The sequence below is a fragment of the Ferdinandcohnia sp. GQ5 genome, assembly GCF_059759275.1.
In genome coordinates, this window is record NZ_JCAXEW010000015.1 from 97,567 (window position 1) to 123,842 (window position 26,276).

The following is a 26,276-nucleotide window of genomic DNA, read 5'->3' on the forward strand; positions in this document are numbered from 1 at the left end:
TACCCCTTCTTCCAACGTGACAATTTTATTGTAGCGAAACAATAAGCTTAGGCTCTGTCGCATTCTGTACATCTTCTACTGTGTAACCAGGACTAACCTCTCTTAAAATTAGGCCATCTTGAGTTACGTCAATTACAGCCATATCCGTATATATTCGGTCAACACAATTTAACGCAGTTACTGCATAGTCTAACTCATTAACAATTTTGGGTTGGCCATCTTTCGTTGTATGTGTCATTGCAATAAAAAGCTTCTTTGCGCCGATTGAAATATCCATCGCCCCACCAATGCTCCCCAGTTTAGCACCTTTTACTTTCCAGTTAGCTAGGTCACCTTTTTCTGAAACCTGCATTCCACCTAAAATCGCAACATCAATATGCTTACCTCTCGTCATAGCAAAAGAATCTGCTGAGTGACAGAAGCTTCCACCCGGAACAAGGGTTACGGGCTCTTTAGACGCATTTACTAGATCAGGATCTGCTTCTTCCTCAGATGCTACAGATCCCATACCCAAAACGCCTTGCTCACTGTGGTAAATAATTTCTTTATCCTTAGATACAAAGTTACTTACCAAAACCGGAATACCGATACCCAAGTTGACAACAAATCCTTCGTGGAGGTCCTGTGCTATTCGTTTTGCAATTTGTTCCCTAACATTCAAGCTGTTCGACATTACAATCCTCTCCTTTTCACAACATGTTGAACAAATATTCCGGGTGTTACTATACATTCTGGATCTAATTCCCCTACCTCAACAATTTCATCCACTTCTGCAATGGTTATTTTTCCAGCCATAGCCATTAAAGGATTAAAGTTACGACCCGACTTATTGTAAACAAGATTTCCCCATCGATCTGCCTTTTTCGCTTTTACAAAAGCATAATCACCTTTGATAGCTTTCTCCAAAACACATGGAACACCGTCGATGACTCTTTCTTCCTTTCCTTCGGAAATTTCTGTACCTACGCCAGTTGGAGTATAAAAGGCTTCAATTCCTGAACCACCTGCTCGTAATCGCTCTGCCAGCGTCCCTTGAGGGATTAACTCTAAATCAATCTTTCTCTCCTTGAATTTCTCCAAAAATACATAACTATCTTTAGAAATAGGGAATGAACACATAATTTTAGCAATACGGTCATTTTCAATTAGTGCAGCAATTCCTTCGTAATGATATCCTGGGTTATTACTTACAGCGATTAAATCTTTAGCACCTTGATTTAATAATCCATTAATTAATTCGTAAGGTACTCCTGCACCACCAAAACCACCAAACATAATTGTACTTCCATTTTCAATCGTACTTATAACCTCTTCAATTGAATTGGCAACTTTATTAATCATTCTCCCGATATCCCCCAGCTCTTATTTTTTTGATAGCCCATTTTTACTTTAATAGACCATTTCCCGTGATGGTCGCTTACCTAAGAAAGCATTGCGAATTAGATTCTCAATTGACTCCTCATCTATAGGACGGGGATAGGTTAATGGTTTTCTGCATGCAACCGCAGCTGCTTTCTTTATATCCTCTTCTTTCAAATCAAGTTCCTTAAGTGATTTGGGTCCACCTAGGTCTTGGATAGAATCAAATAGGAATCCAGCAACATCATCACTTTCAGTCCCTATCGCTCGAGCAATTGCCTTTATTGCTTCAGGCGCATGATCCTTAATGTAAGCAATCGCATAGGGAAGGATCATTGTATGTGTATCTGCATGCGATAGATTACATGTTCCACCAAGCGTATGGCAAATACGATGATGCACACCCATTGGCACAGTATCTAGCACCGTTCCTGAAAGCCATGCACCATATAGCACCTGTGTACGTGCTTCAATATCCAGTGGATTCTCATATAACTTTGGTAGACCCTCTGCAATAGCTCTGATTCCTTCTTCGGCCATGATAGATGAAATTGGATTTGAATCTTCAGAATAAAGAGCTTCTACACAATGGGCCATGGCGTTAATTGCACTTACCACAGTTAGTTTAATTGGCATATGCATTGTTAAATCCGGATCAAATAAGACAACTTTAGGTTTGACAATTGGATTACGACCAGTAGTTTTAACTCCATCCGTTGTTATCCCCCACACATGGGTCAATTCTGAGCCCGAGTAGTTTGTCGGAATCGCAATGATTGGTAGATTTGTATTTAGTGCAATCGCTTTTGCTAATCCAACAGATGAGCCACCTCCGATTGAAATTAAACCATCAATCTCTTTATCTTGTAAAAACGTTAAGGCTTCTGAGACTATTTCATTTGGCACATGCTGGATTGCTTTTGGATAGACTCCAAAGCAGCGATCACCAAGTTCATTCGAAATCTTTTCTGCAATTGCTTTGCCACTTTGACCAGGAGTGGTAATAATAAGAAAATTCTTTAAGCCTAAATCATTAACGCATTCTTCAACCTTATTAACAACACCCGCACCAAAATACACTTTGCTTGGTTGTGCATGATAAATAAATTCTTTCATTCTTATATCTCCTTTTTGTCAGCTATGAAAGTATTCATAGATTTCTAGATTACGATCCCGCTCCATTTGGTAAAAATAATACTAGTTGTGGGAAGAGAACAAAAAGTAATATGGTAAATAACAATATTCCAATAAACGGTAGCGTTCCAAAGAATACTTTTTTAACTGGTACCCCAGATGAATTACTTGCAATAAATAGGTTCAATCCTACCGGTGGAGTAACTAACCCTATTTCTAATAGCAGTACCACTATTATTCCAAACCATATTGGATCAAATCCAAATCCCATCATTAATGGGTAAATAAGTGGAAGCGTTAACAGCATTGCTCCAACTAAGTCTACAAACATACCAATTGCTAGATAAAGAAAAATAACTAAAATTAATACTCCCCATGCTGGCAATCCACTTTGTTCAATTGCAGTAATTAACTGATTACCAATTCTTGTAACGGCGATAAAATAGGCAAAAACGTGAGCACCAATTATAATAGTAAAAATCATTGCAGTTTGTTTCGTTGTTTCAACCAAAGAATCTACTACTGTTTTGAAATTTAATCGTTTCATAAAGATGCCAATTAATAGAGCCCCGAAGGCACCAAATGCTGCAGCCTCTGTTGCAGTACCAATTCCCATGTAGATTACAGTTACGATTATGACCACCAGTAGTACAACCGGCCAAATATTCTTCAACGAGCGAAACCTTTCACCCCAAGAATATCTTTCACCTTTTGTATTATCTCTAATTCCAACAAATACAATGTACATACAATACAAGAAAGCTACGATTATACCAGGTACAACACCCGCTATAAGCAGTTTTCCGATTGAATTATCAGTTTGAATTCCGTACAAAATTAAAGGGATACTCGGCGGTATCAGAGCAGCCAATGTACCCGTACTTGACGCAACAAGACCTGAAGCGAGTGAAGGGGAATATTTGGCTTTCACCATTTGAGGTACGGCTATTTGAGACATTACTGCAGTTCCTGCAACACTTGAACCAGATAAAGTTCCAAATCCAGCCGCTGCTAAGACGGTTGCCATTCCTGGTCCACCAGGTTTATGGCCTACCCATTTAATAATGCTTTCAAATAACTCGGCAGCAATATTACTTTTCGAAATAAAATGTGCCATCAATATAAACAATGGAATCGTACTAAAGGTAAAACTATTAACACTACTAAATGCTGTTGCGGATAAAATACCTAAAGCAGTGTCTAGTCCGGATTGATAAATCAATCCTAACGCTCCAACAGCTAACAATACAAATCCAATTGGCATTCCAATAAAAAGTAAAACTAGTAATAATAGAATAAAAACTCCTGCAACCATAAGGTCACCTCACTTCCAACATTATTAATGTGATTTACTTCCCTTCATTTCTAAGAGAATAGTTAGGGTTTCAAAAAGTAAACGAATGATTAGCATTGCAATGCCGACCGTAATAATCATGTAGGCTGGTGCTAATGGGTACTCCAGTAGACTTACTGAACGTATATCCCTTTCGAACATATCTAACCCTTTTTGAAAGTTTGTCACACCTAATGCAGCGATGACAACGATTCCAATCACATTTGAAATTAATTGAAGAATTCTTTGAACAGACTTTGACAAACGATCTACTATTATTTCTACTCGTACGTGCTCTTTATGAAGGTACGCATAGCTAATACCAAAGAATACAATTGTGACAAGTAAATATTCACCAGTGAATTCGAGAACACCCACTAATGGTTTATTGAATGCTGCACGTAAAGCGACATCGAGAACAATTAATAGCATCATGACAAAAATTGCTGCAGCTGAAATATAATTCAAATACGTATCAATTCGATTAAGCCATTTATTTAAAAATTCCATTATTCCACTCCCTTCATATATAATGAAAATGCCACGTCCGGTATATTGGTATATCGGAAGTGGCACTTCCATCAAGTGTTAAATCAATTTTCAAACATTCATATTACCTTACAATTATCGTATTTTTTCAAGCTCAGTATTAAACTGATCAATAGCTTCTTTCAGTTTATCAACATCTTTTAGTTCATTAATTGCTGGTTCAGTAAATTCTTCATAAAATTTTTCCCACTTAGCCAATTCATATTCTGATAACTCAACTACTTTAATATTTCCAGTAGCCTTAAACTCTTCGAAAACTGCTACTTCATCTTCTTCATAAATCTTTGCAAAGCTTGCGGAAACTTCATCACCAGCTTGTTTAAATGCATCTTTTACGTTTTGTGGAAAGCTTTGATAGACCTGCTCATTGATTACAAGACCGCCTGAAAGTCCACCAAAATTAACATTTTGAATTCCGTACTTGATTAATTCACTTACCCCATAATCGCGTACACCTTGGCCATACCAGTTAACAACATCAATAACACCACGTTCAACAGCTTCATAAACTTCCGTTGATGATGTACTTACTGGAGTTGCACCAAGAGCTTCAATTGCTTTTGTAGCGATTCCACCAGGTGCTCTAACTTTTTCACCTTTCAAATCTTCAGGTACTCTAACTTCTTTACCAGTTGTAAAAAATTGATAAGGAGAAACTAAAAAGTTTGCAACTGGTCTAACACCATTATTTAAGTAGTCAATTGTCAGCATTGGTTCTTGTTGAGAAATCGTATGTAATGCTACACCATCTTCGGCCGATTGATACATACCTGGTAATCCGAACATATTTGCATTGATTGGCATGTTACTTGGATAATATGTTGAGAGATAGTAAGCAACGTCCATAACGCCATCTCTTGTTAGGTCAAGATAGTCAGCTGCTTTTCCTAGTTGCTCAGCTGGATAAAATTCAAATTCAACTTGACCATCTGTTAATTCTTCAACTCTTTCCATGAAAGGTTTAAAGAAATTTTGTGTCAACGTATGTGTCTCTGGTTGTATAGTAGCTAATTTTAACGTGATTTTTTCACCTGATTTTTCGTTTGAGCTAGATCCTTCATCGCCTTCCTTAGCTGATTGTTGTCCTGAAGAACAAGCGGCGAATAGTAATAAGATACAAGACAGAATTGCAATAACCTTTAATTTTTTTAACATTTTTTCAACTCCCTTTTTTAATGTAAATGTAATTTCTAAAATTGAATGGTGAAATTTCCTATTTATCGCTTGAAATAACCACCCCCAAATAATATGAATCTAGCTAGTTATCTGTTTTTTAAGCTAGTTTGTTCGCGAGGCTGATAATCTGTATTTTCCTCAATGTACTCAAAAAGTCGTTGGCCAATACTATTTTTTCTTCCATGCTCGATTTCCTCCGTAATATGAGAAATTAATCCAATTGCACGAGCACCAACCCCAAACGTTTTCACGATTCCATAATGAATATTCATATCAGAGAGGATAGCTCCGATAGCTCCAACTACATTTACTGTGATTTCCTTTCCTTTTCTTTCATTAAATTGTCTACTGATTTCCTGAAGTAATTCTAGGTGAATTCCTTTAACCTGATACTCTTCTGCTAATTGATAGAGTTTAATGGTTCTGGGATCCTTAGGCTTATGGATTGGATGTCCAAATCCAGGTAATGCTTTACCAGCAGCAGTGTACTCATCTAATGTTAGTGCTGCAATTTCAGGAATTGATTTTCCTTCATGTTTTTGAACGGCTTTTTGCACCATTTCTGCAACATATTCCATCGCTCCAAGGTATACTGTCCCTGCACCGAGGAGCCCAGCAGCGATTGCCCCTTGTACTGATTCAGGAGCACCTAGGTATGTAAGTCTGGTTGATACAGAGCTAGGGGTGAAACCGTGTTCAGCAATTGCGACCATTACCGCATTTATCATATCTGATTCGTTTTTTGTTGGCATCCTATGGGTTGCACCTACGAAGGCCATATCTGCAAGAGTAGCAGTTCCAATTAAATCTTCTGCTAGATTAAATCCATGATTATATACTGCGTCCTTCTCTGATGCACCAATACTTGTTTCAAATTTCATTTTCCATCACCTCTATTGTTTTTTGTAAAACGAAGCAATACAAAGACTATCTATGAGAAAACTTGTTGTATAAATAGTTTCAATACTTATTCGTTAAAGATTCACCTACAATCATTGGTTAGTTGATTGATTTTACACTCTTTCTGATAATCAATTGGTGATCTTTCAGAATGGTACTTTTATTTACCTCTTGTTTATTAATCAATTTCAGCAAAGTACTGGCAGCTTTTCTACCCATATCTTCGAGTGAAAATTTCACAGTTGTAAGGGGTGGATTTAAAATCGAGTTAAAATGTATATCATTAAATCCTATTATTGATAAATCATCAGGAACTCTTATATTTTTATCTCTAAAACACGCCATTGCTCCAAATGCGGTTCTAGTATTAGCAGTAAACACCGCTGTGAAAGGGTTTTCATTTTGTTCTAACAGTTTTTCAATACCTTCATAAGCGCTGTCTTCCGTAAAGTCGGTTTCGACTATTAAACTTTCGTTTACCGGAATACCATGTTCTATTAATGCATTTTTATAACCGCTTAGCCTTCTAAATCCAATATCGGAATAGAATTTACCAGCTAGATGAGCAATTTGTCGGTGACCATTTTCAATTAGGTAACTAACTGCGCTTTTTGCAGCCGATTCATCATCACTACCAACACAATATTTCGCTTTGTTATGTAAACTGTTCATTAAAACATATGGAATATCGAAAGCATCAAGCCTTTTAATATCCTGTTCATCTATATTTGTAATAGCTATTATTATTCCATCTACTCGACCTTCGTTTATTAAATTAAAGTAAGATTTATTCGATCTGTACTCCCCAGCACTTGTTACAATTAAGTGGTATCCATGCTGATCCAACACTTCTTCCACACCCTTAATCATTTGACTATAGGCAGGGTTATAAAAATTTCCAATAACCAAACCAAAGGTTGAAGTTTTACCTAATTTCAATGCCCTTGCGTATGCATTTGGTTTATAATTTAGCTTCTTTACAGCCTGTAGGATTCTTTCTTTTGTTTCTTCAGCAATTACCAATGTAGGATCTTTATTTAAAAATCGTGAAACAGTTGTTATGCCCACACCCGCTTCTTTAGCCACATTTTTTAACGTAGACATTAGCTCCTCCAGATAAAAGTACTTTTAGACAGTTAGTAAATCGTTTCAGTGAAACGTTGTAGTGTAACGATTTACCTGTAATTTATCACGAGTTTTTATAATTGTCAAATTATTTATTCTATTATCAATATTCAAAAAATATTATACCAGCAAAGTGTTTTTTTGCTTGTTTTTTTGAAAGCGTTATCATAATAAAAGCAGCAATAAGACAATTAATATTGAAATAATATAAGGAAATATTATTTGATAATATGACTTCTTAATTATTAATCATAAATTGCTTTTAAAAATAAAAAAAAAATCCATGATTTTTAGTCAAAATCATGGATTGATTAATGAATATTTTTTATGTATGTAACAGATATACAAAATACTCCCAGTTTCCACCTATTCCAATTCTAAAACCAAAATGCTATGGAGGTTCTTTTTTATTAACGACTTCCACCTATTTCAGTTACGCTTGAAAAAAATAAACGCCAATCCCTTATCCAAAAACACTTAAGGGCCGGCGACACTATTAAGTGAACAATTGTGTTCATTATTATTTGCACAAGTGTATAATTATTTTTATCTAATTAACATTAAGCTCCTCTTTCAATCTTCATGTTTTCAACTTTAGCCTTTGAAGCGTTTTCTTTTTTTGTTTTAAAATTCTTTGATAATCCTAGAATTCCTTTTGGTAAGAAGAGAATGATTAGCATAAGAATCGCACCATATGCTACACGATCAATACCAGGAAATTCACCAGCATACTTATTTAGATAGGATGAAAGTGGTACTAAGATTGTGGAACCTACAATGCCTCCAAATAAGTTTCCAACCCCACCAGCAATCGAGTAGATGATTGGGTTTAAAGCAGTATGGAAACTGAATGCCGTGTTAGGTTCAATTAGTTTGTAATAGGATACATATACTGTTCCAGCTAAGGAAGCTAGTCCCGCACTAATAATGAATGTATAAAGTTTTATTTTGAAAACATTAATTCCAACTGCTTTTGCTGCTCTCATATCTTCACGAATTGCAGCCAATTTATAACCAAATCCTGATTTCGAAATAAACCAAATTACAACTGTACAAATGATCGTAATCAATAATGCTAAAAAGTAATATGGTAATTGGCTGTCAAATGTCATATTTAGAATTCCAGATGGCTCCATCATTAGTGGGATTGTTAACCCATAATCTCCACCTGTATATTTGTCAAAATACCTGAATAATACTCCCATCCCTAGTGTAAATACAAATGTAACTAATGAGAAATAATGTCCAGATAATCGACATACAAAAAAGCCAAATGCAAATGCGACGATCATAGCCACAATCATACCTGCTGGAAACCCTAATATCGTTGGAACACCCCAAGCAGCAAAATAGGCTGTCGTATAGGCTCCTAATCCGAAAAAAGCAATATGGCCTAGAGAGTACATACCTCCATTACCTGCGAGTAAGATCCAACTTTGAGCAACAGCTGCCCAAATCATGATTGAAATAAAAATATCGAGCATGTAACCGTTTGATTGGTAGACAAATGGCAAGATAATGGCGGCAATAAACCCTAATGAAATTAAAATTGTACTAATTTTCATTTTATTTAGTTTCATATCCTTCCCCCCATCAGACCCTGTGGTCTTACTACAACTATTGTCATAAATACTAAGAATAACATTACAAATTCTAATTCAGGGGCTAAATAGACCGAGGTGAAATTTTGAACGAAAGAAACGATAAATGCACCCAAAATAGTGCCTGTTAGATTTCCTAATCCACCGAGTACAACAGCAGTAAAGGCCAAGATTACAAATGGTAATCCACCAACTGGTGTAAACGTATAGTAAGTTGAAATTACACCACCAGCTGCTCCAGTAAGTGCAAAACCAATACAAAGTGCAATTAAATAAACCATTGATCGATTGATTCCGACAATCCCAGCTGCAACAGGGTTATCAGCAACCGCTCTGATCTTTGTACCAAGAGTAGTTCTGTATAATAAATAAAATGTTATTGATACAATTACTAATGATAAACCTGCCGCAATTAAATAAGATTGATTAATTGTAACAGGACCAAGATTGATAAATTCCATTTTATTGTTCATACTGATTGATTCAGGACCGAAAATCATTAAGATTAAGTTTTCAAGTACAATATTAAATCCTATTAGTCCGAGGATCTGTCTTGTCGCATCATCTGGCGGAATAAACCGAAGATAACAGTAATAGAGTAAAACCCCGATTATAGTTAACACAGCCATGGCAGGGATTATAGCTAGAAATGATTGCCCCCCCATCACTGACCAAAACACATAGGTTAAGTAACTACCTGAAATCAACAAACCACCGTGAGCAAAGTTAACGATATCCAAGATTCCGAATATCAATGATAATCCTAGTGAAACAATAACAAGAACAAAACCTAACATGATTGAATTCGTTATGACCTGCAATAGCATATCCATATTATCACCTGCCCTATTTTAAGTAGTATTCTGCTAATTTAGATTTGCTTAGCTCACTCGTATTACCAGAAAAGATGACCTCACCTTCTCTCATAACATAAACTTTCGAACATACTGATAGTGCTAATTCGGAGGATTGTTCGACTAATAAAATCGAAAGACCAGACTCAAGTAGTTTTGGAATTGACTCATAGATTTGTTCTACTATAATAGGTGCTAATCCTAAAGATGGCTCATCGATAAGAAGAACTTTGGGCCTCATCATCAGTGCTCTTGCTATTACCATCATTTGTTGCTCACCGCCACTTAAACTACCAGCCTTTTGTTTATACCGCTCTTTTAATTTTGGAAAAAGACTGTAAACAAACTCTAATTGTTCCTCAATCTCACTTTTGCTCATTTTAATAGAATATGCGGGTAGAAGCAGATTTTCTTTTACGGTTAGAGAAGCAAATGGTAATCTTCCTTCTGGTATTAAACAAACACCCATTTTTGATAGCTCATGAGATTTTCTCTTTGATACATCCTCACTAAGATATGTCATTGCACCGCTGACAATAGGAAGTACACCTGATAATGCCTTTAGTAATGTTGTTTTACCAGCACCATTGGGACCAATTAGGCCTATTGCTTCCCCTTTAGGTACAGAAAGTGATAGATTTTCTACTGCCACGACTTCTCCGTATTGAATCCTTACATTTTGTGCTTCAAGTATTGCTGTCATTGTTTCCCCACCTTCCTATTCTTTCGTCACTTTGAAGAACAAGTCTTCAAAGTGACATTTTTTTTGTTAACTAGCTTTATTTCAGTTCGAAAACAGGCTCTTGACTCGCTACGTCTTTCGGATATACAGTTCTAGGTAAACCATCAATCCATTCGACTAGTACTGGAATAACATCCGCATTCATTCCAGTTTCATCAAAGCTTACATTTCCACCAGTCATAATAGAAGGGATATCTAGTTTTGCTAATGCATCACGAACTTTGTCATGATCAGTAGAGCCTGCAATTTCTAAGGCCTCTTTCAATGCATACATCATCGCATAATCTTCTCCAGCTTCCTGTGGGGCGAATGGCTCATTATACTTTTCCATGTACTTTTTGTTAAATTCTTCAGCTCCTTCGTATGGGAAATCCCAGTTCCAACCAACAGTTGCAAATGATAGATTTCCAGCATCTCCAGTTGCTTCTTTAAATTCTTTGATTACATAAGCTCCACCGTTTCCTAAGAATGTTCCCTCGTAACCCATTCCCCGAAGTGTTTTCATAATCATCGCTACGTCAGATATCGCACCACCAACATAAACTAAATCAGGCTCCACATTTAATATCTTTGTACTCATACTTGTTGCATCTGTAATACCAGGTTGATAGTATTCTTCAACAGGAACATTTACACCATATTCTTTAAATTGAGCCGCTGTCGCCTGCCCAACTGTTTTGTTGGAAGATTGGTTATCTGCGACAATTGCAACTGTATCTAAGTTTCTACCTTGTTCTTCAGCTAATTCTACTAATGCATCTACAGCAAGCTCTCCCATTACACTTGCCTTTTCGGGGAATTGGAAGATATATTTATATCCTCTATCTGTAATTTCATCGGTAAATGATTGTGTAAGCATAGGTACCTTTGCTTGCTCAGTAACTGTACTAGCTGCAACTGTATATGCACTTGCCCATAATCCTATAACTGCTACAAGGTCTTTGTTTTCTTGTAATACCCTTCGTGTTACAGAAGCAGCATGAGATGGATCCGCACTACCCGCGTCAGCAGTCACCAGTTCAAATTTTGCACCACCAAGAGCTTCAACACCACCATTTGCATTGATTTCATCAATAGCTAGTTCTGTACCTTTGATTACATTCTCACCATTTTGAGCAAATGGACCAGTTAAAGGTGCGATTGCAGCTACTTTAATCGTTTCAACCTCATCATCTCCTGCATCTTCACTTCCATTACTTGATTTACCGCCACTACATGCTGTTACCAGTAGCATGACAGAAATTAAAGTCAACACTAATAAAAATTTAAACTTTTTCTTCATACTTTCATCCCCCTCTTATTATAAAATTAGATATCCGTGCTTGGATGACCAATCCTTGCAAACGGTCTTCCTGTATTAGCGATAGATAATGCAATGACAATTTCATTTGATTTTGGAGCATCTGGAATGGTAAATGAAACGCTCATGTGATGTCCACGTAGTTTATGATCATCTTTATGTTTAAGTGGTACGGTAACCGTCGCACCAGGTGCACCACGATATTCTGTAGATACAAGTCCTTCTTTACCATTCATTTTTTTCCGAATTGGATTTCCGAATCGAAGATGATGGACAATCGCACAGCCATGCTCTACTTCTATATCTAAGCCAACTACAGCAGCCTTTCCAACTCCTTCAGTAGATTGTAAATCCCAACCTGTTGCATTTTCTATTTCATTGATCAATAACTCAGATAAATGATTGCTATACTTATCAATGAGTGGTTGTAAGTCCTCTTGATATTGTGAAGCATATGGGTCATGTATAACCGCTGCAGCAGTAGCAATTATCCATGGTGTGTCAACATTTTTTTCACCTTCTACTAAGGTCTTTTCAATATACGTGACAACTTTTCTAATACTTTTTTCCATGTTAAGACTCCTCCAATTAAATAGTAGTTTTTCCAAATGACGATAAATTCAAAATATACAGATAATTTTATCGAATTTATTATACTTTTGCTTTACCCAGATACGCTTCTATAACGACCTCATTAGATAGAACATCTTCTGTATCACCTTGGGCGATTAATTGACCTTGGTTTAATACAAATAATTTTGTAGCCAATTTTCGGAGCGCACTCAATACATGCTCAACAAGAACTATCTTTATAGAAGATGCAGCAATATTGTGGATGATATTTACTAAACCGTCGACCTCATGTTCATTTAAACCCTCAAACAGTTCATCCAGTAATAACAGTTTTGGATTTGTCATTAAAGCCTTGGCTAATTCTAGCCTTTTACGACCAGCCAGATTTAACTGACCTGCAGTTGCATCTGCAAATCGCTGTAAATCTAATAATTCAAGAATTTCTTTCGATTTTTCCTTTGATTCCTTTAGTTTCAGATTACTTAAACCACTTGTTATTACATTATCTTGAACCGACAATCCGTAAAATGGACGAGGTATCTGGAATGTTCTAGCGATTCCCATATTACTAACAACGTCTGGTGTAAGCCGTTTCGTCATTTGATTCCCCATTATTTCTAATGAACCTTCTGTCATATTTACCTCTCCGGCAATAACCGATAGAAAGGTTGATTTTCCCGCACCGTTCGGACCGATTATTCCACAAATCTCAGAGTCATTTTCAATCGTCAGTGTCACATTACTTAGTGCCTTAATAGCACCAAAGGTAACACTTAAATTATTGGCTTTTATCAACCAAAACCACCTCATTTCTTGTGCTTAAATATAATACTATGGCTATTTATCTTAACTACTTTTAAGATAGTTTTACTATGACTCCTTCTACTTCATCACTTACCGGTGGGAAATACTCCATAACTTTTGGATCATGACCTGGAACAATAACCGAATTACCATCACTTACGTCTCTCACTCGATCAAATGCATGATACATATTCTTTAAGTCGTGTACAACCGAAAACGGACGATCTTCTTCAAGATTTTGATAATAATGGCTAACATCTGACGTTAGAATTACATTCCCTTTCTTTGTCTTTACTTTTACAAATTGTAAACCAGGGGAATGGCCACCTGTTTCATATACAGTGATACCATCTAAGATTTCTTTATCACCAGATACAAAGTCAATACGGCCTTCAAAGTTTTCTTTCACCAAATGAACGACATCCTCCACCTCTATCAAATGACGGTACGCCTTTCGTGAAGCAAATTTTCCGGTCCAGAATGACATTTCTGTTTCCTGTAAAACAAATGTTGAATTTGGAAGTTTATCAAGGTTGCCAACATGGTCATAATGCATGTGTGTAATTATGACGTGCGATACGTCATTTGCATGTACATCGATTTTTTTTAACATTTCAATCGGACATCGTAGGAATGTGCGACCTCTTTGATTAGAAACCTGTTCATTAAATCCGACATCAATCACAACCGTATGCTTATCATTTTTTGCGACCCAAATAAAGTAATCCATTGGCATCGAATAATCTTCATGCGGATCATTACTTCCATGAAAATGCTCAAATGCCTTTGCATCTCTCGTTGCATACTTTATCGCATACACTTCATAAGTATCGTGTGTCATGTCCTGTCCTCCTTTACAAAGATTACTTGCTTGCATCCTCTAAAACAGGCTGAAAATATCTTAAAAATCCAATCGGATTTTCAGACATTGGAAAATGTCCCATTCTTTCCATTTTTATAAATTTACCACCCATTCGTTTCGCAGCTTCTTCGCTCATTTCTGGTGTACAAGAATAATCATATTCACCACATAATATCCAAAGTGGACAATTCGCTTTTCCAATCGTTTTCGATACCTCAGGGAAATCAACACTATAAAAATAGGTGTCGCCTTGATACACACCAGGTCCGCCTTGAGAATACTCCCAAAGTGTTAGGCGACGATAATATTCAGGACTTTCTGGAGACATCAACCCATTAACCCATGATGGGAGGAATTGGCCTGCATGAACTTGAGGATGATTTGTCCACGATACCTTTCTACCTTCTCTTCCAAAACCCCCTTCTAACGAAATAACTCCTTTAAAGAGATCTCCATACTTGTCAGCTAGAAATAATACGATAGCTCCACCCATAGAAGAACCCGAGATAATTGGCTTTTTATCATATAAATTTGTAGCCTTCATGAACTCAAGGATCCATTTTGTATATAAATCTGTTGTTAGTTTATATTGCTTTTTCCACCAGCCTTTAGGAGGTTCTGAGTTTCCGTGATAGGGTAAATCAAACGCAAACATCTGCCATTTCTTTTGAAGGTCTTTATTCCCTAATAAATGCTTATATTGACGTGAGTCTGAACCAGCTGTATGTAAAAAGATAACAGGTTGACCCTGACCTGCAACTTCATAATAGGTCACATATTCTTCACCATCTACGTTCATCGTGACATAGTGGCCATTGATCGTTTCGGGATAGAAGTCAATTTCACCATCAACAGCTTCAACCTCGAATTCTCGTGCTAATAATAGGATTCTCTCAATAATATTAATAGATTGTGCCCAAACTAGTCGGTTCCCTTCAATCGAAACTCCTTCTTGTGTAAAAATCATAGCTTGAAGGGTGTTATGAAATGCTGGTGCAACAGGTGATAAAAAGTTCTCCCAAGCTTGTTCAGGAATTGTAATCGAAAAATCCCAAACATCATCAATTGTAATCTCATTCTTAAATTTTACTGACTTATCTTGTACGCTACATAATAGTTTTTCATCTGCCAATTTCAGCAGAACTGAGAACGAATGCGTACCAATAAGTGATTGTAGTTCTTCGTCTTGTTGAAGCTTTTGTTCCCAATTTGGAATAATTGTTTTCGTGATTGTCTTCATTAAATTGTTCATCCTCCTTCGAAATAACTGATTAAAAATGAATATTAATTATTCGTATTTCATGTTTTCATAGTTTCTAATTCAACACATTGTAGCTAGATAACGTTACTCATATCTTAATGTAACTACTATATTTGTCGATTTAATCCCCTATTTTTGAATTAACATTTTGTTCTTCATTTTTCTTTCTATTCATTTCATTTGGGATGTCAACCATATCTTCTAAATATTGAATGATGGTTGTAAAATCTCTCTTTTCGCCACCCTTTGTCACAACATACTTCCACAATTGCATTACACTTGAACCAAGAAACATTGGAACACGATTATTTTCAGCTAATTCCATACAAAGCTTTAAGTCCTTATACATAAGTTCAGTTGTAAAACCATAATCAAATGTTCTAGGTAACACCGATTTAGGAAATTTATCAGTTGTAGCCGTATTCCTTCCGCTACTAGCATTAAAAATTGTGATTAATACTTCGGGGTCAATCCCCGCCTTCTGACCAAATACAACTGCTTCCGATGTTATTGCAACTGCTGTACCTGATAATAAATTATTTAATAGTTTTACAATTTGTCCTTGACCAATCTCTTCTCCCACATAAAAAATATTTTTGCCGAGCAGCTCCAAAATTGGAAGTACATATTCAAATACTTCTTTTTTACCGGAGGCCATAATAGCCAGGGAGCCCTTTTCAGCACCTTGGATACCACCGCTAACAGGTGAATCCAATACCTTAATCCCTTTTTCTTGTAAGCTGTTAGCATTTTCAATAGCGACTTTTTGCCCCGTAGTTGATAAATCCACAAATATTTCAATTTTCCTTCCCCATTTGAGGCCATTTTCACCATTAATAACAGCCTTTACGATAGGAGGAGTGGGCAGTGATACGAATACAATCTCCGCAAGGTCTGCTACCTCCCTAGGTGAGTTAACAATATATGCATTGTCATAATCTATAAATGAACTCAAAGCAGTTTGGTTTTTATCATAAATTACAAGTTTATGTCCATGATCCAACATACGTTTAGCAAAGTGATAGCCCATATTTCCAACACCAACAATACCTAAATGGCCAAAACTTCCCATCTAATCCCCCCATAACACCTATTAACACTTACATATTTCGGACAATTTTTTCTAAGATTGCTAAGCCTCTATATTTTTTTATATTTAATTTTTCAAGTACTAAATCAATGTCTTTTTCTTCAATCCCTTTAATTATTTCCTTATATTCTTGAATGGATTGGATTAAACTATCAGGATGAGATAACGTTAGATATCTAAACGTTGTCCACTGCTTATTTAATCGATCATACAAATCCTCTATAACCGTATTATTCGATAATTGGAAGATGTTAAGCTGGAGTTCTTCAATTAAATGAAAACAAGACTTAAAGTTTTGATCATTAAACGACTCTTCCGTCTCTGCGATAATAAATTTTAGTTTTGCAATCTGCTCTTTCGTACATGTTAAAATCCCACATTTTAAGACAAATTCTTGAATGCCATACACGGTATCATATAAATCAAAGATTTCCTTTTTTGTGTGCCTCTTTACCATCACACCTTTTCGCGGGATTCGTTCCGCAATTCCTTGGTTTTCAAGTAAATACAAGGCTTCCCTTACTGGAGAGCGACTTATACCGTATTGTTCTGTTAATTCGGTTTCAATTAATCGTTCACCGGGTTTGAGGGTTCCGTCTACGATTTTGCTTGCTATATCTTTCGCTATTTTTTGAGATAAAGTCAGTGTTTCAATCTTTGGCATTCCCTTCCCCTTTCTAATATCGACTTCATTTGGAACATTAAGGAAATCCTTAATGTTCCAAATGAGTGATCAAATCAGCATCTGTTATAAATTAATAACTACCATCTTCATTTCTGTCATTTGTTCGATTGAATAACGAGGACCTTCTTTACCTATACCACTTGCTTTAATTCCTCCATAAGGCATTAAGTCTACTCTAAATGTGGATGCATCATTAATAACAACTCCACCAGTTTCTAATCGCTTCACTGCATACATCGCAGTGTTCAGATTTGTTGTGAAGATGGCAGACTGAAGACCATATGGAGTATCATTTGATTGGTCAATCGCCTGATCAAGATCCTCATATGTTAAGACTGTTAGAACAGGACCAAAAATTTCTTGGCAAACAACCTTCATTTCAGATGTTACAGCGTCTAAAATTGTTGGCGAAATAAATGCTCCATCTCTATCCCCACCACAAACTAGCTTTGCACCTTGATCTACTGCTTCATCAATCCATTGCTTCACACGTTCTGCTTCTTTCAAATTGATTAGCGGCCCTATATCAGTTGAATCGTCTAATGGATCCCCTACTTTGAATTCAGACGTATATTTTACAAGTTTATTGAGAAACTCATCCTTTACATCTTTGTGAACATAGATTCGTTGAACGGATACGCATGTTTGGCCTGCATTTGTATATCCACGTAATGTACACATTTTTGCAGCAAGGTCTAAATCAGCATCATGGTGTACGATATTTGGAGAGTTGTTTCCTAGTTCAAGAGATACACTTCGCAGTCCACTATTTTCTTTTATATGTCTGCCAACAGCAGAACTTCCAGTAAATGTATACTTTCCAATTCTCTCATCCTCTAGTAACCAATTCCCCACCTTTGAGCCTGAACCACACACTAAGTTGACATATCCAACAGGAAGACCTGCATCTTTTAAAACTTCCATTAATAAATAAGCGGATAATGGAGTCTCTGAAGCCGGCTTCCAAACAACTGTATTTCCGGAGGCAATTGCAGGGCCAATTTTGTGACAAGATAAACTTAATGGAAGGTTGAAAGGCGTGATTGCACATATAACACCAATTGGGCATCTAACATAATATCCCATTCTATTTTGATTACCAGGACTCGCTTCAATTGGAACCATTTCGCCTGCAATTCTTTTTGCTTCTTCTGCAGACAAAATTAAGATTTGAACGGAACGGTCAGTTTCTACCCTTGCCTCCGTAATCGTTTTGCCAACCTCTGAAGCAATTGTTCTTGCAAACTCTTCTTTTCTTTCCTGTAGAAGCATAGCCGCGTTATGTAAAATCTCATAACGTTGATAAGGAGTGAGTTGGTCCTTTTTAAATGTTTCTTGTGCAATAGTAACTGCTTGTTCGACATGCTGTTTTTCAGCACTTGCAATGTTGGCTATTACTTCGCCTGAAAATTTATGGTAAACCGGAAAGTCAGTATCTGTGAATATTTCTTGACCACCTATAATGAGACCTTTCTTTGTCAATTCATTTTCCTCCATTCTAAATTTAGAATCTTCTATTTTAAAATATATTTGCGAGGTAGTAGAGAGATGGATTGTGCAACGACAGAAAGTAGAAATAAAGTAGAATTGTATGTGGTATTGTATGTAAGTAATGAAGTTCCACCTCTAGAATTCTATTGGCATCTAGTTTTAGTTTTGTTTACGCTTACATTTTAATGAAAAATATAAAAGACTTAATGTGTGTAACTGTTGTCTTTATTCTTAACCTCAACACCAGCCCATTGTTCGATATATTTAATTACAGCGGTATTGTCTTCTTTTTCCCCCCCTTGTGATAGGACATAATTCCAAAAATTTATGATAGGTCCTCCTACAAGTGTTGGTACTTTTAACTTTTCAGCTAGATCAAGATAAAACTTCATATCTTTGTAAGCTAGGCCAGTTTTAAAACCATAATCAAATTTCCTACTTAAGATTGAACTTTTCACTTTATCCTCTGTAGCAGAATTTCTTCCACTACTTACATTAAGTACATCTACCATTATATTTGGATCTAACCCTGCCTTGACCCCAAGAACTAATGCTTCAGAAGTAAGTGCTAGTGCAGCAGACGAAAGTAAGTTGTTAATGACCTTCATTGCCTGACCCTGCCCTACTTTATCTCCCACATAAAAGATCTTCTTACCAATATGAGAGAGGATCGAAGTGCATTTGTCATAAGTATCTTTGTCACCACCAACCATTATGGCTAATGTACCATTTTTCGCACCAATGACGCCTCCACTGACTGGAGAATCAAGAACTTGTATCCCCTTTGCAAGTAAGGATTCTCCAATTTCACTTGCTACAATTTCTCCGGTCGTTGACAAATCAATATACACTTTTACACGATTACCATAAATAATCCCATTGTCCCCAAGAGCTACTTCCTTTGCTACATTAGGTGAAGGTAAACTTACCAAAACGACTTCTGCATGATTTGCAACTTCAAGAGGTGAAGTCTCAACCAATACATCATCACCTTGGAAAGAATGCAAGACATCCTTATTAATATCAAAAATTGCGAGTGGTAGACCGGCATTTGCTAACCTAGTAGCCATTTGGAAGCCCATTGCCCCTAAGCCGATAAATCCAATTCTCGAAGTATTCAATTTTGTAACTCCCCTTTTAATTTTCGACTTTTGCTTCTTCGATTACTTCCTTTGCAATTCTAAAACTATCTACTGCTGCAGGGACACCTACATAAATGGCTACTTGTAAAAACACCTCTTGAATTTCTTCTGGTGTACAACCATTTCGGAGAGCACCTGCGGTATGAATTTTCAATTCATGTGGGCGATTTAGAGCTGATAACATTGCTAAGTTTAGTAAACTACGAGTCTTTTTTTCTAAGCCTGGCCTAGTCCATACCTCTCCCCAGCAATACTCTGTTACTAATTGTTGAAGAGGTCTTGTAAAATCCGTCGCATTATTTATGGAATTATTTACGTACTCTTCTCCCAATACACTTTTTCTTACTTTTAAACCTTCTTCAAATCTTTCATTCATCAATATCACCTTTCCTATTAAAAGTATTTGTATATTACACATTGTATACATTGTACAGTAGCCCGTCAACAGATTATTTTTAATTTTAAAAATTTTTCAAATAGTTACATAATTAGATTTTTTTCCTTATATTTCTACAAAATAAACAAGAAAAAAAAGAACTTAGTTAGTCTTACTAACCAAGTTCCCTTTATATACACTTCCTTCTTTCTTACGAGTACTAATATGAATTCTTTATTATTTAAATTGTTGCTTCCCCTTCTTATACAAATCATTACCATATGAATCATTAATCACAATCACTGGAAGATCAACAACTTCAATTTTTCGAATGGCTTCTGGGCCAAGATCGTCGTATGCGATTACCTCAACACTTTTTATCGTTTCCGAGATTACCGCTGCAGAACCACCAATAGCACCAAAGTAAATACTTTTATTTTTCTTGATTGATTGAATGACTTCTTCATTTCGGGATCCTTTACCGATCATGCCTTTTAATCCTAAATCTAGTAATGTAGGAGTATATTTATCCATTCTTTCACTGGTTGTTGGGCCAGCTGATCCAATTATCTGCCCGGGCTTTGCGGGTGTTGGACCAACATAATATATTACTTGATCTTCAATGGGCATTGGCAGTTGATCATTCTTTTCCAATGATTCTATCATTCTTTTATGTGCGGCATCCCTGGCTGTATATAATGTACCCGTGAGTAAAACACGATCACCAGCAATTAATGTTTGGAGGACTCCATCCCCAAATGGAACTTTTATTTTTTTGACTGACATTTTCGCTTTCTCCTTAAAGTATAGCTTCTTTGTGTCGACTCGCATGGCAATTCAGATTCACTGCAACTGGAAGTGCAGCAATATGACAAGGAGCAATTTCAATTTTTACATCAAGTGCTGTTGTAGAACCTCCATATCCCTGTGGCCCAATTCCTAACTTATTTATTTCTACGATTAAATATTCCTCTAATTCAGCAATCTCTGGCAGTTTACTTCTTTCACCAATTGGTCTGAATAAAGCTTTCTTAGCAAGATATGCACAATACTCAAAATTGCCGCCAATTCCAATACCAACTACTAAAGGTGGGCACGCATTGGGTCCTGCCTCCTCAACTGTTTCTAAGATAAACTTTTTTACTCCCTCTATGCCATCTGCGGGCATAAGCATTTCCAACCGGCTCATATTTTCCGCACCGCCGCCTTTGGCAGTCATCATAATCTTTAATTGGTTTCCTGGAACAAATTCTACATGGATTACAGCAGGTGTGTTGTCACCTGTATTTTTTCTTTCTAATGGATGGCTAACAATAGAGTTTCGTAAAAATCCATCTCTATACCCCTTCTTCACTCCCTCATTTATAGCATCTTGAAGGGTTCCACCTTCAACGATGACTTCTTGTCCATATTCAACAATAAATACCGCAACACCAGTATCTTGGCACATTGGAACACGATTAGAAGTAGCTAAATCTGCATTTCGAATGAGTTGTTTAAGCACGTCTTTCCCAATTTCTGAACGTTCTTTATTTATGGCGTCTTTAAATGCACCTAATACATCTTTGCCTAAATCGTAGTTTGCGCTGATACATAATTCAGCTACTTTTTCGACAATATCTTGATAAAGAATCTTCTTCATATTTGCCCTACTTTCCTTTATCCATATCAATAAAAGAAAAGAAATACAATTTCCTCCATGCAGAAAATTGTATTTCTTTTTTATCTTTTAACTTAGCACCTCATTTGTAGAGAAAAACGTCTCCACATTTGGGACTTCATTTACATTCATTATTTTTTGAACCATCGATTCTTGTTCATTTATAGACAATGCACTGGCAAGCGTTCGAAATTTCCTTATTATTTCGTCGGCAGTAATACCCACTTCAGGATCACCTTTTGGATAATTCGTTTCTAAAGATAACAAGTTTCCATTGTTCAGTTCAATTTCAACTTTTGAACCCCATTTTTCCGGATATGCCTCAGTAATAGCAGAATCCGCGGAAACTTCGATTTTCTCCATAATTTGACGGATTTCCTGATCTTCTAAAGCCTCCTGAGTAAAATCATATAGTCCTGCACTTCCGTTTTTTAATGCTAAGGCAACACAATATTGCACGCTAAATTTCGCTGCATAAATGGTAGTTGGATTAGGATTATCTGTAATATCTAGTACAACTTGGTACGTTTTCACTCTAATTTTCTTTATATCTTTAGATTGAAGCTGGTGTCCATTTTTTAAATCGATTATTAAATCGACTGAAGGATGCGTATGTCGACATGAAGCATGAATCTTGAATGAGTTCTCGATAATTTTAAAAGTTTCTCCTAAACCATCAGTTATTCGAGATTCATCAAATTCAGAGGACATGGCATGAAAGAATCCTCTTTTTCCTTCTAGGATTTTACTTGCTGAAGTAAAACCTTTCTCAGCTAATAGAGCTGCGGTTACACCATTAGCTGCCGCCTTCGCAGTGTGAAGCTGTTTAGACATCGCCCCGTCTTCAATGAATTCCCACAATCCAGCAGCTTGTGTTCCTGCACTACCGAGTGAATAAATAATTTGGTCCTCGTTTAATTCTAATAGTTTCGCAGCTGCCACAGCGGCACCAAAAGTTCCACAAGTTGCAGTATTATGCCAATAAAAATAGTGTGACGGAGAAACTGCTTCCCCGATTCGGTAACAAACATCATATCCTAATGCTACAGCTGTAATTAAGTCTTTACCGCTCTTTCCTTTCGCCTCAGCGATACTTAATGCAGCAGGAATAACTACTGTACCAGCATGTACAATCGATTGTTTATGAATATCATCTAATTCGACAATATGGCTAGCGGCACCATTAAGCAAGGCAGCATTTACCATCGACGACTTTCCACCTGTTACGAGAGAAGATTGATGTTTTCCACCCATTTCATCCACAAACTCAGCAATCATCTGAATCGGTACTTTATCCTTTCCCGCTACTGCTGAACCGTACCAATCTAGAATACATAGTTTTGTAAACTCTACAACTTCAGAAGACAAATCTTCATATGTGGTATTCTTAATAAACTTCGCCAAAGCTTCACTTAGCATCTTAATTTCACTCCCATTTCACTTATACTGTTAATCCGAGTAATTTAGCCTTTGCGTAAAGCTTTTGGGCCCTTTTAACTACAGGATAATCTATCATTTTACCATTTAATTGGATAGCAGCTTTTCCTTCCTTATTTGCTCTATTAAAAGCTGAAATCACTTCTTTCGCTTCCATAATTTCAGCTTCACTCGGAGTAAATACCTCATTTATTATTGAGATTTGGTTAGGATGGATTGACAATTTCCCTTGAAAACCTAACTCTTTGACAAATTTAGACTCATGTTTTAATGACGTATTATCATTAACATCCATAAAAACAGTATCTATTGGGGCTTCAATACCTGCTACTCTTGAAGCAATAACTAATTGTGAGCGGGCATATAGTAACTCCATACCTGATGGAGTTACTGTTGCGTTAATATCAAGTGTATAATCGATTGCGCCAAAGGCTAAATGATTAATTCTTGTCGAAGATTTTGCTATTTCAACAGAATAATAAATTCCTAGTGCTGACTCAATAAGTGGAACAATACTAGTAGAGCCTTTCATAATTCCATGGATATCTTCAAATTCATCTAGAATCGTTTCAACACGTAGTATATCTTCCGGACCATTTACTATAGGAAGGACGATACCTTTTAAACCCTTTACAAAAACTGATTGGATATCCTTTACAAAATACTCTGTATTTATATCATTTACCCGTACAAAGTTTTGCAAATGACTATATTCTAGAATACTATTTGCAACAATCTGTCGTGCTCGATCCTTTTCTGTGTATGGGACTGAATCCTCAAGATCATAGATGTAAACGTCTGCATCTAGTTCTTTTACTTTTCTGACCCTTCTATGCCGATTTCCAGGAATGAACATCCATGATCGAAATATTGTCATTTATCTATTCCTCGCTAGCGTTTCTCAAGAATTTTTCCAACAAGACTGTTTCCTGTTCTTTCAATATGCATTCCTAGCAATATAGATGCCTTTTCGCTATCCTTATTAAGGATTGCGGTTAATATTTCTTTATGCTCAGCATTGGATTTTTGTACTTGTTCAGGTAGTAAATGAGGTGTGTGCTGTGGGAATCCATTCCACAACGTTTCGATAAAAGAAAGTAGCCTATTCCATCGACAACCTTTAATCATTAAACGGTGAAATTCTATATTTGCTGAAACAAAGTCTTCTACATTTTCACTTTGTTCCATTTCTGAAAGCTTTTCTTTTAATTGATTTAGATCCGATTCTGATAATCTAGGAATACTCAGAGAAAGAGCAAGTTTTTCTAATTCTGCTCTAAGTGTATAAATCTCCTTTATATCCTCGATGGTGATTGATTTAACAATCGCACCTCTGTGAGGTTCAATCGTCACTAACCCCTCTAACTCTAACTTTTTCAAAGCCTCCCTAATAGGCATTCGACTAACACCTAATTGTTCTGCTAAAGTCGATTGGACCAATTTTTCATCTGGTTGATATTCCCCATTTAATATTTTATTACGCAATATATTTACTACCTTCGTGGGTAACATGTCTTGATTACTTAATCGCAATGGCATTTTTTCCATCATTAAGCACCTCAAACCTTTCGTTTAGCAAAAAGGGATATTGTTAATGTGCTTTACTACTATCTTTTTCTTTCTGGATAATCCCTCTCATTAATAGCTGGTTTATTTTGTCTTGACTATAGCCAAGACTCTCCATTATGTTTCTTGTATCTTCACCCAATGACGGTGGAGCTTTTATGATTTTGACCTCTGAAGTACTTAATTCAAAAGGCAATCTTGGAAGCTTTAAATCTGGTATGTTTGAATGTGAAATTTCACTCCACATGTTTAATGCATTCACTTGTTCATCCTCTGCAACTTCGGAAATCTTCTTTACTTTTGAGCTTGGAACTCCTGCATCAGCCAATAAATCAATCCACTCATCTGCTGACCTAGATTGTAAAATATTTTCAATAGCCTCTTTTAATTCCTCTTGGTTTTCAACACGCTTTGAATTACTCGAAAACCGTGGTTCTGTTATCCACTTTTCTTTCCCTATAACCTTGCATAACTTAGCAAACAATGAGTTATTTGAAATACCAATCATAATATGAGTATCACTTGCAAGGAACGCTCCATATGGTGCAAAAGCTGTATGACCTGCCCCATTCTTTTTAGGTTCATTACCTGTTGCAAGCCAAGAAAGCATATGATATCCGACCCAGAAAACACCTGTTTCATATAAAGATGTCGTAACTAATTGGCCTTCTCCAGTTTTTTCCTTGTGAAGTAGAGCTGAAATAATACCGATTGCCCCCCACATCGCACTACCTTGATCGAGTACAGAAACTGGAACCCGTGCTAAATCAGAACCTTCTGTTCCATTAATTCCAATAATACCTGCATCCGCTTGTGCAATTGCGTCATATCCAGGTTGGTTCCGCATTGGACCGTCCTGGCCATATGCCGAAAGTGAGCAATAGATTAAAGAAGGATTCATCTGCTTTAACTTTTCATATCCTAATCCCATCTTTTCAGCCTTCGAATATCGGAAGTTTTCCACAAATACATCCGCGTCTTTTACCAAATCATAAACAATTTCTCGACCTTCTTCTTGTTTAAGGTCGATTGCAGTTGATTTCTTATTCCGGTTAATGTAGAGGAAATAAACTCCTTCGCCTTCCATAAACGGGCCCATTCCTCTAGAATCGTCCCCTGTATTCGGACGTTCTATTTTAATAATTTCAGCACCTAGATCCGCCAAAATCATAGTTAATGTAGGACCAGAAATATTTGTTGTTACATCTACTACCTTTATTCCGTTCAATGGCCCAGCCATTCTTAGTTCCTCCCTC

General features: G+C 36.5%; 27 protein-coding genes. All 27 read right to left on the reverse strand.

Translation table 11 applies throughout. From position 1 onward, the window contains the following. Window positions 1-25: 25 nt before the first annotated feature. The 27 genes from AC6CHV_RS18050 to AC6CHV_RS18180 all read right to left on the reverse strand — a co-directional run bounded on the left by AC6CHV_RS18050 (window position 26) and on the right by AC6CHV_RS18180 (window position 26,260). The gene (locus AC6CHV_RS18050; protein WP_498079377.1) at window positions 26-673 is read right to left on the reverse strand and encodes a 3-oxoacid CoA-transferase subunit B; all 648 of its coding nucleotides are present in this window, start codon (window positions 671-673) and stop codon (window positions 26-28) included. After that, the gene (locus tag AC6CHV_RS18055; protein ID WP_498079378.1) at window positions 673-1,341 is read right to left on the reverse strand and encodes a 3-oxoacid CoA-transferase subunit A; all 669 of its coding nucleotides are present in this window, start codon (window positions 1,339-1,341) and stop codon (window positions 673-675) included. Before AC6CHV_RS18055 ends, AC6CHV_RS18050 begins: the two co-directional genes overlap by 1 nt. Before the next feature lie 48 nt (window positions 1,342-1,389). Further along, window positions 1,390-2,475, reverse strand: a complete 1,086-nt coding sequence (locus tag AC6CHV_RS18060) for an iron-containing alcohol dehydrogenase (protein WP_498079379.1) — start codon at window positions 2,473-2,475, stop codon at window positions 1,390-1,392. A gap of 49 nt (window positions 2,476-2,524) precedes the next feature. Further along, the gene (locus AC6CHV_RS18065; protein WP_498079380.1) at window positions 2,525-3,808 is read right to left on the reverse strand and encodes a TRAP transporter large permease subunit; all 1,284 of its coding nucleotides are present in this window, start codon (window positions 3,806-3,808) and stop codon (window positions 2,525-2,527) included. A gap of 24 nt (window positions 3,809-3,832) precedes the next feature. Continuing rightward, window positions 3,833-4,336, reverse strand: coding sequence for a TRAP transporter small permease subunit (locus AC6CHV_RS18070; RefSeq protein ID WP_498079381.1), 504 nt, complete (start codon window positions 4,334-4,336; stop codon window positions 3,833-3,835). Window positions 4,337-4,450: 114 nt separating this feature from the next. Continuing rightward, window positions 4,451-5,530 carry a TRAP transporter substrate-binding protein DctP gene (locus tag AC6CHV_RS18075; protein ID WP_498079382.1) on the reverse strand — a complete coding sequence of 360 codons (1,080 nt, stop codon included), beginning with the start codon at window positions 5,528-5,530 and terminating at the stop codon, window positions 4,451-4,453. Window positions 5,531-5,637: 107 nt separating this feature from the next. Then, window positions 5,638-6,432, reverse strand: a complete 795-nt coding sequence (locus AC6CHV_RS18080; protein WP_498079383.1) for a citryl-CoA lyase — start codon at window positions 6,430-6,432, stop codon at window positions 5,638-5,640. A 118-nt stretch (window positions 6,433-6,550) separates the two neighbouring features. Then, window positions 6,551-7,555 carry a substrate-binding domain-containing protein gene (locus AC6CHV_RS18085; protein ID WP_498079384.1) on the reverse strand — a complete coding sequence of 335 codons (1,005 nt, stop codon included), beginning with the start codon at window positions 7,553-7,555 and terminating at the stop codon, window positions 6,551-6,553. Between the two features lie 581 nt (window positions 7,556-8,136). Then, entirely contained in the window at window positions 8,137-9,156 is a 1,020-nt protein-coding gene (locus AC6CHV_RS18090; protein ID WP_498079385.1) for an ABC transporter permease subunit, read from the reverse strand. Continuing rightward, a complete protein-coding gene (locus AC6CHV_RS18095) occupies window positions 9,153-10,010 on the reverse strand; it encodes an ABC transporter permease subunit (protein ID WP_498079386.1) in 858 nt (285 codons plus the stop codon). The genes AC6CHV_RS18090 and AC6CHV_RS18095 overlap by 4 nt, the downstream gene beginning before the upstream one ends. A 13-nt stretch (window positions 10,011-10,023) precedes the next feature. After that, entirely contained in the window at window positions 10,024-10,734 is a 711-nt protein-coding gene (locus AC6CHV_RS18100; protein WP_498079387.1) for an ATP-binding cassette domain-containing protein, read from the reverse strand. Between the two features lie 76 nt (window positions 10,735-10,810). Next, entirely contained in the window at window positions 10,811-12,055 is a 1,245-nt protein-coding gene (locus tag AC6CHV_RS18105; RefSeq protein ID WP_498079388.1) for an ABC transporter substrate-binding protein, read from the reverse strand. Window positions 12,056-12,081: 26 nt separating this feature from the next. Next, window positions 12,082-12,645 (reverse strand): amino acid synthesis family protein, encoded by a 564-nt coding sequence (locus AC6CHV_RS18110; RefSeq protein WP_498079389.1) that lies wholly within the window; start codon window positions 12,643-12,645, stop codon window positions 12,082-12,084. Between the two features lie 79 nt (window positions 12,646-12,724). Beyond that, window positions 12,725-13,441, reverse strand: a complete 717-nt coding sequence (locus AC6CHV_RS18115) for an ATP-binding cassette domain-containing protein (protein ID WP_498079390.1) — start codon at window positions 13,439-13,441, stop codon at window positions 12,725-12,727. Between the two features lie 61 nt (window positions 13,442-13,502). Further along, entirely contained in the window at window positions 13,503-14,291 is a 789-nt protein-coding gene (locus tag AC6CHV_RS18120) for an MBL fold metallo-hydrolase (RefSeq protein ID WP_498079391.1), read from the reverse strand. Between the two features lie 22 nt (window positions 14,292-14,313). After that, a complete protein-coding gene (locus AC6CHV_RS18125) occupies window positions 14,314-15,552 on the reverse strand; it encodes an alpha/beta fold hydrolase (RefSeq protein ID WP_498079392.1) in 1,239 nt (412 codons plus the stop codon). A 142-nt stretch (window positions 15,553-15,694) separates the two neighbouring features. Beyond that, window positions 15,695-16,645, reverse strand: a complete 951-nt coding sequence (locus tag AC6CHV_RS18130) for an NAD(P)-binding domain-containing protein (protein ID WP_498079393.1) — start codon at window positions 16,643-16,645, stop codon at window positions 15,695-15,697. A gap of 28 nt (window positions 16,646-16,673) precedes the next feature. Then, the gene (locus tag AC6CHV_RS18135) at window positions 16,674-17,327 is read right to left on the reverse strand and encodes a GntR family transcriptional regulator (protein WP_498079394.1); all 654 of its coding nucleotides are present in this window, start codon (window positions 17,325-17,327) and stop codon (window positions 16,674-16,676) included. An 84-nt stretch (window positions 17,328-17,411) separates the two neighbouring features. After that, window positions 17,412-18,845, reverse strand: coding sequence for an aldehyde dehydrogenase family protein (locus AC6CHV_RS18140; protein WP_498079395.1), 1,434 nt, complete (start codon window positions 18,843-18,845; stop codon window positions 17,412-17,414). Window positions 18,846-19,042: 197 nt separating this feature from the next. Beyond that, entirely contained in the window at window positions 19,043-19,960 is a 918-nt protein-coding gene (locus AC6CHV_RS18145; RefSeq protein WP_498079396.1) for an NAD(P)-binding domain-containing protein, read from the reverse strand. A 16-nt stretch (window positions 19,961-19,976) separates the two neighbouring features. Further along, complete coding sequence (locus tag AC6CHV_RS18150; RefSeq protein WP_498079397.1) at window positions 19,977-20,357, reverse strand: carboxymuconolactone decarboxylase family protein; 381 nt, start codon at window positions 20,355-20,357, stop codon at window positions 19,977-19,979. 237 nt (window positions 20,358-20,594) lie between these two features. Continuing rightward, on the reverse strand, window positions 20,595-21,143 hold the full coding sequence (locus AC6CHV_RS18155; protein WP_498079398.1) for a Fe-S-containing hydro-lyase: 549 nt from the start codon (window positions 21,141-21,143) through the stop codon (window positions 20,595-20,597). A gap of 13 nt (window positions 21,144-21,156) precedes the next feature. After that, complete coding sequence (locus tag AC6CHV_RS18160) at window positions 21,157-21,999, reverse strand: fumarate hydratase (RefSeq protein ID WP_498079399.1); 843 nt, start codon at window positions 21,997-21,999, stop codon at window positions 21,157-21,159. An 87-nt stretch (window positions 22,000-22,086) separates the two neighbouring features. After that, window positions 22,087-23,436: an MmgE/PrpD family protein gene (locus AC6CHV_RS18165; protein WP_498079400.1), complete on the reverse strand. Its 1,350-nt coding sequence runs from the start codon at window positions 23,434-23,436 to the stop codon at window positions 22,087-22,089. A 22-nt stretch (window positions 23,437-23,458) separates the two neighbouring features. Then, window positions 23,459-24,331: an aldolase/citrate lyase family protein gene (locus AC6CHV_RS18170; RefSeq protein WP_498079401.1), complete on the reverse strand. Its 873-nt coding sequence runs from the start codon at window positions 24,329-24,331 to the stop codon at window positions 23,459-23,461. Window positions 24,332-24,345: 14 nt separating this feature from the next. Continuing rightward, window positions 24,346-25,005: an FCD domain-containing protein gene (locus AC6CHV_RS18175; protein ID WP_498079402.1), complete on the reverse strand. Its 660-nt coding sequence runs from the start codon at window positions 25,003-25,005 to the stop codon at window positions 24,346-24,348. Window positions 25,006-25,045: 40 nt separating this feature from the next. Continuing rightward, on the reverse strand, window positions 25,046-26,260 hold the full coding sequence (locus AC6CHV_RS18180; RefSeq protein ID WP_498079403.1) for a CoA transferase: 1,215 nt from the start codon (window positions 26,258-26,260) through the stop codon (window positions 25,046-25,048). Window positions 26,261-26,276: the final 16 nt, after the last annotated feature.